This is a genomic window from Streptomyces sp. NPDC047853 (genome assembly GCF_043204535.1).
Classification (GTDB): domain Bacteria; phylum Actinomycetota; class Actinomycetes; order Streptomycetales; family Streptomycetaceae; genus Streptomyces.
Map to the genome: position 1 here is coordinate 30,704 of NZ_JBIDCI010000004.1, position 17,768 is coordinate 48,471.

General features: G+C 75.3%; 1 protein-coding gene. It reads right to left on the reverse strand.

All coding sequences use genetic code 11. The features are described from left to right. Positions 1-76 precede the first annotated feature (76 nt). Positions 77-17,758, reverse strand: a complete 17,682-nt coding sequence (locus ACGF5T_RS09550; RefSeq protein WP_392887596.1) for a type I polyketide synthase — start codon at positions 17,756-17,758, stop codon at positions 77-79. Positions 17,759-17,768: the final 10 nt, after the last annotated feature.

Consider the following 17,768-nt stretch of genomic DNA (forward strand, 5'->3'; position numbering starts at 1 on the left):
CGGGCGGGCTGCGGGGCCCGGACGCCGGCTCAGGGGCGAGGCCGGCCGGAGTGCCGGTGGGGTGGCTCCGGCGCGGTCATCGGGGCAGCTCCTCGATCCACCGGTGGACGGCGCGGGCCGTGGTGCCGGCGTGCTCGGCCATCATCGTGAAGTGGTTGCCCGGTACGTCGACGACGTCGCGGGCCGCCTTCCACGAGCTGCGCCAGTCGCGGCCGTCGGCGGGCTCGCGCAGGGGCTCCGAGGCACGCAGCAGGAGCGTGGGAACGCGGGTGTCGGGGCGCGGGTTCTCCCAGAACAGGTTGCCGTACCAGGTCATCGCGGTGAGACGGCTGTCGTCCATGGGCACGAACTGCTCCGCCCGTTCGAAGACCCCTTCGGAAAGTTCGGCGCTCCAGTCGGCCATCTGGGGGTCGTCCAGCCGGTAGACGTCCGCCAGCACCAGCCCGGCCGGGGGCGCGCCGAGTTCGGCGAGGCGCACGGCGAGGCGGTGGGCGAGGATCGCGCCACCGGAGTGCCCGAAGAGGACGACCGGCGTGTCCTGGGCGTGGGCGAGGATGCCGCGGGCCTGCCAGTCGAGGGCGACTTCGGGGGTCGCGGGCAGCAACTCGCCGCGCCCGTAGCCGAGGACGGGCACCGCGGCCACGCGCCGTGCGCCGCGCAGGGGCGCGGCCAGTCGGACGAACTCCTGGGGACCGCCCCCGGCCGTCAGTCCGCTGACGCAGACCAGCAGCTCGGACGCCGGGCCGTCGGCCAGGGTGGTGAGCGCCGCCGGTCCGCCCGCCTCGGTCACGTCGTCGGCCATCGGCCGGAACTTCGCGGTCTCGCCGACCAGTTCGAGGAACTCCGTGATGCGCCCGGTGCTCACGGCCTCCCGGTAGAGGGAGTCCAGCAGGCCGACCGGGTTCCGGTCGGTGGGCGAGATGCCGAGCGTCACGGCGGGCACCGTGCTGCCCCGGGCCCCGCCGTCGGCGGCCGTGGCGGCGGCGAGGTGGCGGGCGAGGGCGGCGGGTGTGGGATGGTCGAAGACGACGGTGGCGGGCAGGGACAGGCCCGTCGCCCGCTCCAGGGAGCCGCGGATCTCCAGCGCGGCGAGCGAGTCGACGCCGAGTTCCAGGAACTGCCGGTCGGGGGCGACGGACGCGGCGTCGGTGTGGCCGAGCACCGTGGCGGCCGTGCCGCGGACGAGGTCGAGCGCCGCCCCGGGCCGGTCGAGACCGGCGAGGCCGTGGACCGTGCCCGGTTCCGTTGCCGTGTCGCGCGCGGCGGCGGACCGGGCCCGGACCTCGGGGAGTTCGTCGAGAAGCGGGCGGTGGCGGCCGGTACGCGCGGCGGGCGGTGCCGCGGTGGGGTGCGGCTCGGGCCAGTAGCGGCGTCGCTGGAAGGCGTACGTCGGCAGGTCGGGGCGGGGCCCGGTGACGGGTCCGAGGAGCGCGTCCCAGCCGACGGGGACGCCGGCCGTGTGCAGCCGGGCGACGGCGGTGAGCAACGCGGCGGGTTCCTCCCTGCCGGAGCGCTGGAGCGCCACGCAGAGGGCGTCGGTGGTGTCGTCGAGGGAGCGGGCGCGTTCCAGGTTCCGCTCCAGCGGGACGGTGAGCGCGGCACCGGGGCCGATCTCGGCGAAGCGGGTCACGCCCTGGTCCAGCAGGGTGCCGACGGCGTCGGAGAAGCGCACGGTGGCGCGTATCTGGCGGACCCAGTACTCCGGAGCGGACATCGCGCCGTCGTCGGGGAGGCCCGTGACCGTCGATACCAGCGGGATGCGGGCGGGGCGGTACTCCAGGGACGCGGCCACGGCGGCGAAGTCGTCCAGCACGGGGTCCACGCGCGGGGAGTGGAAGGCGTGCGAGACGTCCAGGAAGCGGAGCGTACGACCGGTCCGCCCGGCCTCCTCGGCCAGCTCCGCCAGGGCGTCGGCGTCGCCGGAGAGGACGACGTCGTCCCGGCTGTTGACGGCGGCGACCGCCGCCCGGGCCTCGTACCCGCTCAAAGCGGCGTGCGCCTCGGCCTCGGTCATCCGCACGGACATCATCGCGCCCCCCTCGGGCAGCGCCCCCATGAGCCGTCCTCTGGCGGCCACCAGGGTGCAGGCGTCGGCGAGCGAGAGGACGCCGGCGGCGTGCGCGGCGGCGACCTCGCCCACGGAGTGCCCGGCCAGCCGGTCGGGGCCCACGCTCCAGGACTCCAGCAGCCGGAAGAGCGCGACCTCGAAGGCGAAGAGGCCGAGCTGGGTCCAGGCGGTGCGGCCCAGCGCGTCGGCGTCGTGCAGGACGACCTCGCGCAGCGGTCGGTCCAGGTGCGGGTCGAGGTGGGCGCAGACCGCGTCGAAGGCGTCGGCGAACACCGGGTACGTCTCGTACAGTTCGCGGCCCATGCCGACGCGCTGCGCGCCCTGACCGGAGAAGACGAAGGCGAGATCCCCGCGCCCGGCCTCGCCACGGACGGTCCCGGCCGCGGTGCCGGCCGCCCCGGCGAGCCCGGCGAGTCCGCGGCGGAGCCCTTCGGCGTCGCGTGCCAGCACGACGGCGCGGTGCTCCAGGGCGGCCCTGGCGGTGGCCAGGTGGTGGGCGGCGGCGCGCAGGTCGAGCGTGGCGCCGGTGCGGTCGACGTGCGAGCGGAGCCGGTCGGCCTGGGCCCGCAGTGCGGCCTCGGACCGTCCCGAGACCGGCCAGAGCAGGAGCGGGGCGGCGGTGTCCGGCACACTCCCGCTCCGGCCGGCCGGCGCCGGTGCGGTCTCGGGCTCCGGCTCCGGCTCCGGCTCCGGCGGAGCCTCCTCGATGAGGACGTGGGCGTTGGTGCCGCTGATCCCGAACGAGGACACTCCGGCTCTGCGGGCACGGCCCGTCCGCGGCCAGGGCCGGTCGTCGGTGAGGAGTTCGACGGCGCCGGTCGACCAGTCGACCTCCGGGGTCGGCTCGTCCACGTGCAGTGTCCTGGGCAGCACGCCCCGGCGGATCGCCTCGACGGTCTTGATGACGCCCGCGATGCCCGAAGCGGCCTGGGTGTGGCCGATGTTGGACTTCACCGACCCCAGGTAGAGGGGTTCCTCGCGGTCCTGGCCGTAGGTGGCCAGCAGCGCCTGCGCCTCGATCGGATCGCCCAGCTTCGTGCCCGTACCGTGTGCCTCCACCGCGTCCACCTCGGCGGCCTCCAGACCGGCCGCGGCCAGCGCGGCGCGGATCACCCGCTGCTGCGCGGGGCCGTTCGGCGCCGTCAGGCCGTTGGAGGCACCGTCCTGGTTGACCGCACTGCCGCGCACCACGCCGAGCACCCGGTGCCCGTTGCGGCGCGCGTCCGAGAGCCGCTCCAGCAGCACCAGGCCCACGCCCTCGCCCCAGCCGGTGCCGTCCGCGGAGGCGGCGAAGGAGCGGCAGCGGCCGTCGGAGGCGAGGCCGCCCTGGCGGCCGAACTCGGCGAAGACGACGGGCGAGTGCATCACGGTGACGCCGCCCGCGAGCGCCATGGAGCATTCGCCGTTGCGCAGCGACTGCGCCGCCAGGTGCAGGGCCACCAGGGACGACGAGCAGGCCGTGTCCACGGTGACCGCGGGGCCCTCCAGGCCGAAGGTGTAGGAGACGCGGCCGGACAGCACACTGCCCGAGGCGCCGGTCATGGCGTGGCTCTCGGAGCCCTCCGGCAGGACGCCGGCCAGGGCGTAGCCGCCGGCGGAGGCGCCGACGAAGACGCCGGTGCGGGTGCCCCGTACGGCGGTCGGCGCGATGCCCCCGCGCTCCAGCAGTTCCCAGGCGCTCTCCAGGAGCAGCCGCTGGTGCGGGTCCATGGCGACGGCCTCGCGGGGTGAGATGCCGAACAGGTCGGCATCGAACTCCGCGGCGTCGTGCAGGAATCCGCCCTCGGCGGTGAAGTCGGCCGCGTCCGGCAGGTCCCAGCCGCGGTCCACGGGGAAGGGCGACATGGCGTCGGTCCCGGCCGCGACCACCTCCCAGAGGTTCTCCGGGGAGTCGGCGCCGCCCGGGTAGCGGCAGCTCATGGAGACGATGACGACCGGGTCGTCCGCCTCGGCCCGCTCGGCGGGACGTGCGGGCGCCTGCGTGGGGGCCGGCTCCGCGGCGCCCAGCAGGGAGAGCAGTTCGGTGGCGGCCACGCGGGCGGTGGGGTGGTCGAAGACCAGGGTGGCCGGGAGCCGGAGACCGGTGGCCCCGGCCAGGCCGTCGCGGACGCGGAGCGCGGTGAGCGAGTCGATGCCGAGTTCGGTGAAGACGCGGTCGGGGTCGACGGCCCGGGGGCCGGGGTGGCCGAGCACGGTGGCGACCACGGTGCGCACCAGGTCGAGCAGGAGGCGGTGACGGTCGGCGGCGCCGGCCGCCTTGAGCCTCGCACGCAGCGCGCGGCCCTCCGCGCTGTCGTCGGCCCCGGCCGTGGCCCCGGACGCGTCGGCCCGGCCGGTGGTCGCCTCCGGCAGGTCGCTCACCAGGGGGCTGGGACGGCGGGCGGTGAACGTGGGAACGAAGCGGTCCCAGTCGACGTCGGCGAACACGCCGGTGGCGCGGCCGGAGTCGACGGCGGAGGCCAGGGCGGCCAGGCACAGCTGTGGCGGCATGGGGGTGATGCCCCGCTCCCGCAGGTAGTCGCCGGCGTCCCGGTCGGCGACCATGCCGCTGCCGTCCCAGGCTCCCCACGCGACGGCGGTGGCCGCCCGACCGTGGGCCCTGCGGTGTTCGGCGAGTGCGTCGAGGTGGGCGTTGGCGGCGGCGTACGCGGCCTGCCCTCCTCCGCCCCAGACACCGGCGATCGAGGAGAACAGCACGAAGAGGTCGGCGCGGTCGCCCAGCAGGGCGTCCAGGTGGACCGCGCCGAGCACCTTGGCCCGGACGTGGTCGGCGATCTCGGCCGGTGAGGTGGCGGCCAGGGGCGCGGTGGTCGAGATGCCCGCGGTGTGGACGGCGCCGGTGACCGGGTGGCGTTCCAGGAGGGCGGCGAGGGCCGCCCGGTCGCCGACGTCGCAGGCGGCGACGACCGCGGTGGCTCCGATCCCGGCCAGTTCGGCGACCAGTTCACCGGTACCGGGGGCCTCCGGTCCCGTCCGGCTGACGAGGAGCAGCTCGGTGACGCCGCGTCGGGCGAGCCAGCGGGCGACCTCGCGGCCGAGCGCCCCGGTCCCGCCGGTGACCAGGACCGGGCCGCCGGGGGTCCACGGGGCCGTGACGGGTTCCGGCGCGGCACGCCGTACCCGGCGGGAGAACACCCCGGAGGGTCGTACCGCCAGCTGGTCCTCGTCCTCGGCGGCGCCTGCCAGGAGGGTGCCGAGCCGGGCGGCGGAGCGGGCGTCCGCGGTCTCGGACAGGTCGATGAGCCCGCCCCAGCGCTCGGGGTGCTCCAGCGCGGCCACCCGGCCCAGGCCCCACAGCATGGCCCGGCCGCGGTCGGCCGCCGGGTCGAAGCGGCCCACGGCGACCGCGCCGCGGGTGAGGCACCACAGGGGTGCGCCGATCCCGATGTCGCCGAGCGCCTGCAGCAGGGTGACGGTGTCGCCGGTTCCGGGGGCGAGGACCTCGTCCCCGGAGTGCGGCCGGTCGGCGAACGCCAGCAGCGAGACGACCCCCGTGAAGTCGTGCGGTGCGGACAACTGGGCCAGGGTCCGCGCCAGTTCGCTCCGTTCGGTGTCGGCGGGGACGCGGACCTCGGTGACCTCGGCGTGGGCCAGGGCGGTGCGTACGGTCTCCGTCTCCGCCTCGGCGCCGGCCGGCGGGAGGGCGAGCAGCCATCGTCCTGTCGGCGTGGTGGTCGGCAGGCCGACCAGGGGGCGCCAGGTCACCTCGTAGCGCCGGGAGTCCACGGTGGCCTCCTGGCGGCGGGCCCGCCGCCAGGAGGCGAGGGCGGGCAGCACCTGGTCGAGGCCCGGTGCGTCGAGGCCCAGGGTCCTGGCGACGGCGGTGGTGTCGCCGCGTTCGACGTCGTTCCAGAACGCCTGCTCCGCCTGGTCCGCCTGGTCCGTGCCTCCGGGAGGCGAGCCGGCCCGCCCGCCGGCCAAGTGCTCGACGGGGTCGGGCCAGTAGCGGTCGCGGTCGAAGGCGTAGGTGGGCAGATCGACCGGCCGTCCCTCGGGGAGGAGGCGCTGCCAGTCGATCCCGACTCCGCGTACGTGGGCCTCGGCGAGCGCGGTGAGCCAGCGTTCGCGGCCGCCCTCGCCGCGTCGCAGGGTGTTCAGGACGGCGCCGGGGAGGTCCGTGTCGTCCAGGGTCTCCCGCAGGCCCACGGTGAGCACGGGGTGGGGGCTGACCTCGATCAGCAGCCGGTTCCCGTCGTCCAGCAGGGCGCGGGTGGCGTCCTCGAAGCGGACGGTGGCGCGCAGGTTGTCGTACCAGTACTCGGCGCCCAGCGTGGACGTGTCGATCCGTCCGCCGGTGAGTGCCGAGTAGAAGGGCACGGAGGAGGGCGCCGGGTCCACGTCGCGGAGGTCGGCCAGGAGACGGGTCCTCAGCCGCTCGACGTGCGCGGAGTGCGACGCGTAGTCCACCGGCAGGCGGCGGGCCCGGATCCCGGCGGCGGCGCAGTGGGCGACCAGTGCCTCCAGCGCCGCCACGTTCCCCGAGACGACCGTCGAGCCGGGGCCGTTGACCGCCGCGACCGAGAGTCCCTCCCAGCGGTCGGTCAACTCCTGTGCCACCTCGCGCGAGACGGCCAGCGACACCATCCCGCCGAGCCCGGCCAGCTCGTCGGCGATGGCACGCGCCCGCAGCGCCACCACCCGCGCCCCATCGTCCACCGACAGCGCTCCCGCCACCACCGCGGCCGCGATCTCTCCCTGCGAATGTCCCACCACCGCGGACGGGGCGACGCCCGCCGAAGCCCACAGCTCGGCCAGCGACACCATCACCGCCCACAGCACCGGTTGCACGACCTCGACCCGCTCCAGTTCGGCCCCCTCGCCCCTGACCACTTCCAGCAGGCAGAAGTCGGTGAAGGGCTCCAGCGCCCGCCGGCACTGCTCCATCCGCGCGGCGAACACCGGTTCCGCGTCGAGCAGTTCGGCCGCCATGCCGGCCCACTGGGAGCCCTGTCCGGGGAACACGAACACCGTGCCGCCCCGGACCGCGCCGCCGCGCACCACTCCGGCCGTCTCCTCGGCGGCCACCAGTGCCCGCAGCTGGGTCGCGTGGTCGGGGCCCAGCAGCACGGCACGCTGATCCAGCACCGCGCGCCCGGTGGCCAACGACCAGGCCACGTCCACGGGATCGGTTTCACCGGCGGTCAGCAGCCGCTCCGCCTGCCCGCGCAGCGCTTCCCCGCTCCGCGCCGACAGCAGCCACGGCACCACCGCACCGGCTGCCGACGGATTCTCCCCCACCACGGCGCCGGTCGCGTCGAGGGCCTGTGGCGCGCTCTCCAGGATCACGTGGGCGTTGGTGCCGCTCATCCCGAACGAGGACACACCCGCCCGGCGCGGCCGGTCCGTCTCCGGCCACCGCCGGGCGTCGGTCAGCAGTTCCACGGCCCCCGCCGACCAGTCCACCTGCGCGGAGGGCTCCCGCGCGTGCAGGGTGGCGGGCAGCATGCCGTGCCGCAGCGCCTCCACCATCTTGATGACGCCCGCGACACCGGCGGCCGCCTGGGTGTGCCCGATGTTCGACTTCACCGACCCCAGGTAGAGGGGCTCTTCGCGCCCCTGCCCGTACGTCGCCAGCAGCGCCTGCGCCTCGATCGGATCGCCCAGCTTCGTGCCCGTACCGTGCGCCTCCACGGCGTCCACCTCGGCGGCGGTCAGCCGTGCGTCGGCCAGCGCCGCCCGGATCACCCGCTCCTGCGACGGGCCGTTCGGCGCGGTCAGACCGTTGGATGCGCCGTCCTGGTTGACCGCGCTGCCCCGCACCACCGCCAGTACGCGGTGTCCGTTGCGTTCCGCGTCCGAGAGCCGCTCCAGCAGGAGCAGACCGACGCCTTCTCCCCAGCCGGTGCCGTCGGCGTCGGCGGAGAAGGCCTTGCAGCGGCCGTCGGAGGAGAGCGCGCCCTGGGTGCTGAACTCGATGAAGGTGCCGGGCAGCGGCATCGCGGTGACGCCGCCGGCCAGGGCCATCGAGCACTCCCCCGCCCGCAGGGACCGGGCGGCGAGGTGGAGCGCGACCAGGGACGAGGAGCAGGCGGTGTCCACGCTGAGGGCGGGTCCGCGCAGACCGAAGGTGTACGAGATCCGGCCGGAGAGGACGCTGGCGGAGTTGCCGGTGCCCAGGTGTCCCGCGGTGGCGGCCTCGGAGCCGAGCAGCAGCGCCAGGTAGTCCTGGCCGTTGGTGCCCGCGAACACTCCGGTGTCGCTCCGGCGCACGGAGGTGGGGTCGATGCCCGCGCGTTCGAACGCCTCCCAGGCGCTCTCCAGCAGCATCCGCTGCTGCGGGTCCATGGCGAGCGCCTCGTGCGGGGAGATGCCGAACAGGCCCGCGTCGAAGGCGGCGATGTCGTCGAGGAAGCCGCCCGCGCGGGTGTGCGAGGGGCCGTCGTGGCCGAGCAGGGTGTCGAGGTCCCAGCCCCGGTCGGCGGGGAAGTCACCCATCGCGTCGACGCCGTCCCGCACCAGGCGCCACAGCGCCTCGGGCGAGTCGACTCCGCCGGGGAAGCGGCAGGACATGCCGATGATGGCGATGGGTTCGTCGGCCGCCGCCCGGCCCCCGTCCCCGGGCCGGACGGTGTCGGAGGCGGCGGCTCCGCCGGACAGCGAGGTGAGCAGGTGTTCGGCGAGGGCGCCGGGGGTCGGGAAGTCGAAGACGAGGCCGGCGTGCAGGGTGAGCCCGGTCCGGGCCGCCAGGAGGTTGCGCAGCTCCAGGGCGGTGAGGGAGTCGAAGCCCATGTCGTGGAAGGCGCGTTCGCGGTCGACGTCGGCCGGCGAACCGTGACCGAGGACGCCCGCGACGGCCTCCAGGACGAGGTGGTCCACGTGGCGGGCCTGCTCGGCGGCGTCCGCGCCCGGCGCGGTGGGAGTGACCGGGCCGGTGGCCCGGACTCCGCGGACGACCGGGACGGCCTCGGGGAGTTCGGCGAACAGCCTGCTCCGCCGGACCGCGGTGAAGCCCGGCACGAAGCGTTCCCAGTCGATGTCGGCGACGACCAGCGCGCCGTCCCTCTCGGTGAGGGCGGTGGCCAGTGCCTCCAGGGCCCGGCTCTCCTCCATGCCGGGCAGTCCGCCGCGCGCCAGGCGGGCGGCGGCGGCCGGGTCGGCGGCCATGCCGGCCCCGGCCCAGGCGCCCCAGGCGAGGGCGGTGCCGGGCAGGCCCCGGGCGCGGCGGCGTTCCACGAGGGCGTCGAGGTGCGCGTTGGCGGCCGCGTAGGGGCCCTGTCCGGCGCTGCCGATGACGCCCGCGACCGAGGAGAAGACGACGAAGTCGGTCAGTTCGCCGGTGAGCTCGTCCAGCGCGTCGGCGGAGTGGGCCTTGGCGTCGAGTACGGCGGTGAGCCGCTCCGGGGTCAGCGCGTCGAGCACACCGTCGTCGACGATCCCCGCGGCGTGGACGACCGCGGTCACGGGGTGGCGCTCCAGCAACTCGGCCACCGCGCCGCGGTCGCTCAGGTCGCAGGCGACGACGACGGCGTCGCAGCCACGCTCCGCGAGGTCCGCGACGAGGTCGGACGCGCCGGGTGCGGCGGGGCCGCGGCGGCTCGCCACGACCACGCGGGTGGCACCGCGCTCGGCCAGCAGCCGGGCGACCTTGGCGCCGAGCGCACCGGTGCCCCCGGTGAGCAGGACCGGACCGTCGGCGTGCCACTCGGCAGGCCGTGGCTGCCCGGGCGCGCCGGTGGGGGCGCGCCGCAGACGACGGGCGTGCAGCCCCGTCGGCCGGACGGCCGCCTGGTCCTCGCCCGACTCTCCGGCCAGCAGCTGGACCAGCCGGTCGGCCGCTCGCCGGTCGAGGTGGGCCGGTACGTCGACCAGCCCGCCCCAGCGGTCGGGGTGTTCGAGTGCGGCGACGCGGCCGAGGCCCCACAGCTGGGCGGCCGACGGGTCGCACACGTCACCGGGTGCGACCGCGACCGCGCCGGAGGTGAGGCACCACAGCGGTGCGGTGAGGCCGGCGTCGCCCTGGGCCTGGACGAGCCGCAGCAGGTCGGCGGCGGTGTCCACGCGGGCGAGCAGCCCGGCGACGGGACGGCCGCGCTCGGCGGCGGCCGAGGCCGCACGGGCCAGCGCCTCCGCGCACTCCGCGCGGTCGGTGCCGGGTTCCGTCAGCTCGACGAGGTCGGCACCCGCACCACGCAGGCCCTCGACGAGCCCGCCGGGCACCTCGCCCCCGGTGACCAGGAGCCAGGTGCCGGTCAGCCGCGCCTGGCGGTCGGTGACCGGGCTCCAGCCGACGCGGTAGCGCCAGGCGTCGGTGGTGGCCTTGTGACGGTTCTGCTCCCGCCAGGCGGCGAGCGCGGGCAGGACGGCGCCGAGGCCGTCGCGCTGCTCGTCGTCCAGGCACAGCGCACCGGCGACGGCATCGGCGTCGGTCGAGTCCACGGCCGCCCAGAAGTCACGCTCGGCCGGGTTCTCCCCGGCGACGGGGCGGGGGGCGGCCACCGGTTCGGGCCAGTACCGCTGACGGGCGAAGGGGTAGGTGGGCAGCGTGATGCGGGCGCCCTCGAAGGGGGCGAGGTAGCTGGACCAGTCCACGGGAACGCCCCGGGTGTACAGGCGGGCGACGGCGCGGACGAGGGTGGCGGCCTCGGGACGGTCCGGGCGCAGCGCGGGAACGGGGACCAGGGTGTCGTCCTGCTCCTGGGCGAGGGCGGAGAGCACCCCGGCGGGGCCCAGCTCCAGCGCCGTCCGCACCCCGGCGAACCGGCCGAGCGCGTCGGCGAAACGGACCGGCTCGCGCACCTGGCCCACCCAGTACTCGGACGTGGCCAGGTCACCGGGAGCGGTGGTCAGGACCGGGATCTGCGGGGCGTGGTAGGCCAACGACCGCGCCACGGCCGCGAACTCGGCCAGCATCGGCTCCATCAAGCGGGAGTGGAAGGCGTGCGAGACCGCGAGGCGCTTGACCCGTATCTCCCGCGCCCGGAGCCGCTCCTCCAGCTCCGCGATCGCTGCCGCCTCACCGGACACCGTGACCGACGTGGGCCCGTTCACCGCCGCCAGGTCCACCCCGTCAGGCAGCTCCAGGTCCTCCTCGGCCACCTCCACGGCCAGCATCGCCCCGCCCTCGGGCAACGCGTCCATCAACCGACCCCGAGCGGACACCAACACGCAGGCATCGTCGAGCGACAGCACTCCCGCGCAGTGTGCCGCCGCCAGCTCACCGATCGAGTGCCCCACCAGCACATCCGGGGTCACACCCCACGACTCCAGCAACCGGAACAGCGCCACCTCCAACGCGAACAACCCCGCCTGCGCGTAGACCGTCCGCTCCAGCAACCCCGCGTCCTCCCCGAACACCACCTCACGCAAAGGACGCTCGAGATCCACCCGCGCACACACCGCGTCGAAGGCATCCGCGAACACCGGGAAAGCCCCGTACAGCTCCCGGCCCATCCCCGACCGCTGCGAACCCTGACCCGAGAACAGCAGCGCCAGGCCACCGTGCACGACCTTGTCCCTCACCACGTCCTGGGTGTGCTCGCCCGTGGCGAGGGCCGTCAGGGCGGACGTGTGGGAGCCGAGGACCATGGCGCGGTGCGCCAGTTCGGCCCGCGTGGTGGCCAGGGAGTGCGCCAGGTCGGCGGTGTCCGCGTCCAGCCCGGCGAGCAGGGCGGCCTGCCGGGCGAGTGCGTCCGGCGTGGCGCCGGACAGCGCGACGGGCAACGGGAGGTCGGGACGTTCGCCGCGCCCGTCGACGGGTCCCCGGCTCGTTTCCGGCGCCTCTTCCAGGATGGTGTGGGCGTTGGTGCCGCTGATCCCGAACGAGGAGACCCCCGCCCGGCGCGGACGGCCCGCCTCCGGCCAGGTGCGGTTCTCGGTGAGCAGTTCCACCGTGCCGGACGACCAGTCCACCTCCGGGGTCGGCTCGTCCACGTGCAGCGTCGCCGGCAGGACCCCGTGCCGCAACGCCATGACGGCCTTGATCACGCCCACGACACCGGCGGCGGCCTGGGTGTGCCCGATGTTGGATTTCACCGACCCCAGGTAGAGGGGTTCCGAGCGGTCCCTGCCGTACGTCGCCAGCAGTGCCTCCGCCTCGATCGGATCACCGAGCCGTGTGCCCGTACCGTGCGCCTCCACCAGATCGACGTCGGTCGCCTCCAGTCCGGCGGAGGCCAGCGCCGCGCGGATCACCCGCTGCTGCGCGGGCCCGTTCGGCGCCGTGAGGCCGTTCGAGGCGCCGTCGGAGTTGACGGCGCTGCCCCGGACCACGGCCAGCACCTCGTGTCCGCGCCGGCGGGCGTCCGAGAGCCGCTCGACCAGCAGTACGCCGACGCCCTCTCCCCATCCGGCGCCGTCCGCAGAGGCGGCGAAGGCCTTGCAGCGGCCGTCGGCGGCCTGGCCGCGCTGCTTGCTGAACTCGGCGAAGACGGACGGCAGGGAGATCACGTTGACTCCGCCGACCAGGGCGAGGTCGCTCTCCTGGTGCCGCAGCGACTGGCAGGCCAGGTGCAGGGCGACCAGGGACGACGAGCAGGCGGTGTCCACGGTGACCGCCGGGCCCTCCAGCCCGAAGGCGTAGGCGACCCGGCCGGACAGGACGCTGGGGGAACCGCCGGTGACCAGGTAGCCCTCGCCGGCCACGGGGTCGCCCGCCAGCACGGCCAGGTAGTCCTGGCCTCCGGTGCCGGCGTACACCGCCGTGCGTGAACCGGCCAGCGACCGGGGGTGGATGCCCGCGCGCTCCAGCGCCTCCCAGGAGGCTTCGAGGAGCAGTCGCTGCTGCGGGTCCATGGCCAGCGCCTCGCGCGGCGAGATGCCGAACAGCTCGGCGTCGAAGTCGGTCGCGTCGGGGAGGAAACCGCCCGTCCGCGGGTAGTCGCCGCCGAACGCGTCGAGGTCCCAGCCGCGATCGGCCGGGAAGGGCCCCATCGCGTCGGTGCGGGACTCGACCAGCCTCCACAGGTCTTCCGGGGAGCGGACGCCGCCGGGGAAGCGGCAGGCCATGCCGACGATGACGATCGGGTCGTCCACGAGGAGGGTGCCGTCGCGCCCGGGCACCGCCGCGGCGGCGGCGTCGGCGATGCCGTCCTCGCTCCCGCCGGTGATCTCGGTGGCCAGGAAGCGGGCGAGGGCCAGGGGGCTGGGGTGGTCGAAGACGACCGTCGCGGAGATGCGCAGCCCGGTGGTGAAGGTGAGGCGGTTGCGCAGTTCGACGGCGCCCGCCGAGGTGAGGCCGAGTTCACCGAGCGCCCGGCCCGGCTCCACCTCGGACCCCGACTCGTAGCCGAGTACCAGCGCCACCTGGTCCCGGACCAGGTCGAGCAGGAACCGGTTGCGCTCCGCCTCCGAGGCCCCCGCCAGCCGCTGGGCCGGGGAGAGGCTCTCCTGGTCGGTGGTGCTGCCCCGGGCAGGGTCCTGCTGTGCGGTCTGCCGGAGTGTGCGCACGTCCGGGAGTTCGTCGAGCAGGCGGCTGGGGTGCGTGGCGGTGAAGAACCAGGAGAAGACCTCCCAGCGGATGTCGGCGAGGGCGAGCGTGGTCTCGTCGCCCTCCAGCGCCGTACGCAGGCCCGCCAGGGCGTGCTCGGGCTCCATCCGGTGGATGCCGTGGCGCTCCAGGACGTCGCCGAAGTCGCCCTCCGCCATTCCGGCGCCCGCCCACGAGCCCCAGGCGACCGAGGTCGCGACCAGGCCCTGGGAACGGCGGTACTGCGCGAAGGCGTCCAGGAAGGCGTTGCCGGGGGCGTAGTTGCCCTCGCCGGCCGAGCCGAAGACGCCGGCGAGCGACGAGAAGAGGACGAAGGCCGACAGGTCCAGGTGCGCGGTGGCCCGGTGCAGGGTGAGGGCGCCGCCGACCTTGGCCCGCAGCACGGTCTCGACGCGGTCCGGGGTGAGCGAGTCCAGGATGCTCGAGTCGACGATCCCGGCGGCGTGGAAGACGGCGGTCAGCGGTTGGGCGGCGGGCAGGTCCGCGAGGACGGCGGCCAGCGCGTCGTGGTCGGCCGCGTCCACCGCGGCCACGGTGACGTCGGTGCCCGACTCCCGCAGCTCGGCGACGAGCTCCGCCGCGCCGGGGGCCTCGGGACCGCGCCGGCTGAGCAGCAGCAGGTGCTCCGCGCCCGAGGCGGCGAGCCACCGGGCGACGTGTGCGCCGATGCCGCCGGTGCCGCCGGTGACGAGCACGGTGCCGGACGGCTGCCACACCTGGCGGGGCGGGGTGGGCTCGGCGCGGCGCAGACGGGGTACGAAGATCCCGGTGGCGCGTAGCGCCGCCTGGTCCTCGTCGGTGCCGGCGAGGACGGTGGCGAGCCGGGCGAGGGCGCGCGGTTCGGGTTCGGCGGGCAGGTCGACGAGGCCGCCCCACTGGGTGTACTCGTGGGCGGCGACCCGGCCGAGCCCCCATGCCAGAGCCTGGTCCGGGTGGGTGACCGTGTCCCCCGGTGCGGCGGCGACGGCGCCGGAGGTGGCGCACCACAGGCGGAGCGGTTCACCCGTGTCGTGCACGGCGTGCAGCAGGGTGAGGGCGGCGGCGAAGGCGGCCGGGGTGGCGGGGTGTTCGGGGACGGGGCCCTCGGTGAGGAAGAGCAACGACAGCACGCCGCTCGCACCACGCAGCCGCTCGGCGAGGTCGCCGCGCTCGTCGTGGTGGGAGACGGGCAAGGGTTCGGGGGCGGCGCCGGCCTCCGCCAGGGCCGTGGAGACGGCGGTGACCAGCGGGTGTGCGGGGTGGTCCGGCGGTACGGCCACGACCCAGCGGCCGTCGAGTCGCCCGGCGGGGAGCGCGGCGGGTGTCCAGGCGGTCCGGTAGCGCCAGCTTTCGATCCGGCTGCGTTCGCGGTCTCGCCGGTGCCATGCGGAGAGAGCGGTCAGCGCCTCTTCGAGCGGGGTCCGGCCACTCACGTCGAGCATGCGCTGGAGGGCGGGCAGGTCCTCCTGCTCGACGGCGGACCAGAACCAGTCCTGCGGGCGGTCCGCGGTGGGTGGTTCGAGTGCGACGGTGTCCAGCCAGTAGCGGCGACGCTGGAAGGCGTAGGTGGGCAGTTCGACGCGCGTGCCGCCGTGGCCGGCGTACACCGCGGCCCAGTCGACGCGTACGCCGTGCACGTGGGCCTCGGCGACCGCGGTGAGCCAGCGCCGGACCCCGCCCTCGCCTCGGCGCAGGGTGCACAGTACGGAGGCGCGCAGCCCGAGGGCCTCGACGCTCTCGCCGATGCCCAGGCTGAGGCCGGGGTGCGGGCTGATCTCCAGGAACAGGGTGCGTCCTTCGGTCAGCAGGCCACGCGTGACCTCCTCGAACCGCACCGTATTGCGCAGATTGCCGTACCAGTACTCCGCGTCCAGCCCAGCGGTGTCCATGCGCACACCGGTGACCGTCGAGTAGAACGGCACCGCGGAGGACACCGGGGCGATCGGGGCCAGATCCTCCAGCAGCCGCTCACGGATCCGCTCCACCTGCCCGCAGTGCGAGGCGTAGTCCACCGGAACCCGCCGCGCCCTGACACCCTCCCCCTCGCAGTGCGCCAGCAACTCCTCCACCGCACCCGCCTCACCCGACACCACCGTCGAACCGGGCCCGTTGACCGCCGCCACCGACAACCCCGCCCACCGCCCCGCCAGCTCCTCCGCCTCCAGGACGGGCACCGCCAGGGACACCATCCCGCCCCGCCCCGCCAACTCCCGGGCGATCGCACGCGCCCGCAACGCCACCACCCGCGCCCCGTCCTCCAACGACAACCCCCCGGCAACCACCGCCGCCGCGATCTCCCCCTGCGAATGACCCACCACCGCGGCCGGCACCACCCCCACCGAGGCCCACAGCTTCGCCAGCGACACCATCACCGCCCACAGGACCGGCTGGACCACCTCCACCCGCTCCAGCTCCACGCCCTCACCCCGCACCACCTCCCCCAGCGAGAAGTCGGTGAACGGCTCCAACGCCCTCCCGCACTCCGCCATCGCCTCGGCGAACACCGGCTCCCGCTCCAGCAACTCCGCGGCCATCCCCGCCCACTGCGAGCCCTGACCCGGAAACACGAACACCGTGCCGCCCTGCCCGGGGTCCTGGGTGCGGGCGATGACCTCCGCGGTCTCCCGGCCCTCGGCCAGGGCGGTCAGGCCGCGGCGGAACCCTGCGTGGTCCTCGGCCAGCACCACCGCACGGTGCTCCAGCGTCGCCCGGGTGGTGGCGCAGGAGTATCCGATGTCCACGGGCGTCGGGGCGTTCTCCTCCCCGACGTCCTGGAGGTGGCTGAGCAGCCGTCCGGCCTGGCCTCGCAGCGCCTGCGGGCTGCGCCCGGACAGGATCCAGGGCAGCACCGGGAGGGCGGTTCCCCCCGCCCCGTCCTCCTCCACGGGCGGGGCGGCGGTCTCCGGCGCGCGGTATTCCTCCAGCACCACGTGCGCGTTGGTGCCGCTGACACCGAAGGAGGACACCGCGGCACGGCGCGGCTGCTCCCCGCTCGGCCACTCCAGCGGCTCGGTGAGCAGCTCGACGGCCCCCGAGGACCAGTCCACGTGCGGGGTGGGCTCGTCCGCGTGCAGGGTCCGCGGCAGCACCCCGTGCCGCAGCGCCTGCACCATCTTGATCACACCACCCGCACCCGCCGCGGCCTGCGTGTGCCCGATGTTGGACTTCAACGACCCCAGCCACAACGGCCGCCCCGCGGGCCGGTCCTGACCGTAGGCGTTCAGCAACGCCTGCGCCTCGATCGGATCACCCAGAGTCGTACCCGTACCGTGCGCCTCCACCACGTCGATGTCGGCGGCGGTCAGCCGGGCGGCAGCCAGCGCGGCACGGATCACGCGTTCCTGCGAGGGACCGTTCGGCGCGGTCAGTCCGCTGGACGCGCCGTCCTGGTTGACCGCGGAACCGCGCACCACCGCCAGCACCTCGTGCCCGTTGCGGACGGCGTCCGAGAGCCGCTCCACCAACAGCACACCCACGCCCTCGGCCCAGCCGGTGCCGTCGGCCTCCGCCGAGAAGGCCTTGCAGCGGCCGTCGGAGGCGAGACCGCCGGACAGGGCGAAGTCGAAGAAGGTGTTCGGGGTGACCATGATGGCCACGCCGCCGGCCAGGGCCAGCGAACTCTCCCCGCTGCGCAGCGACCGCATGGCCAGGTGCAGCGCCACCAGCGACGACGAGCAGGCGGTGTCCACGGTCAGGGCGGGGCCCTCCAGCCCCAGCGTGTAGGCGACCCGGCCGGAGACGACACTTCCGCTGTTTCCGGTGCCGAGGTGCCCGGCGACCTCGTCCGGGACGGACATGATGCGCGAGGCGTATTCGTTGTACATGACACCGGTGAAGACGCCGGTGCGGCTCCCGCGCAGGGACAGCGGGTCGATGCCGGCGCGTTCCACGGCCTCCCAGGAGGTCTCCAGCATCAGCCGCTGCTGGGGGTCCATCGCGAGCGCCTCGTTCGGCGAGATGTTGAACAGCGACGGGTCGAAGTCGGCGACGCCGTCGAGGAAGCCTCCCTCCCGGGAGAAGTCCACGTCCGCGGCGACACCGGTCTCGAAGTGCGTCATGTCCCAGCCGCGGTCGGCGGGGAAGGGACCCATCGCGTCGACACCGTCCCGCACCAGGCGCCACAGCGCCTCGGGCGAGTCCGCTCCGCCGGGGAAGCGGCAGGACATGCCGATGATGGCGATCGGCTCGTGCTCGGTGGACTCCGCGGCACGCAGCCGCTGACGGACCGAGGCGAGGTCCGTGGTGACCCTCTTCAGGTAGTCCCGCAGCTTGTCCTCGGTGGACACGGCACGTGCG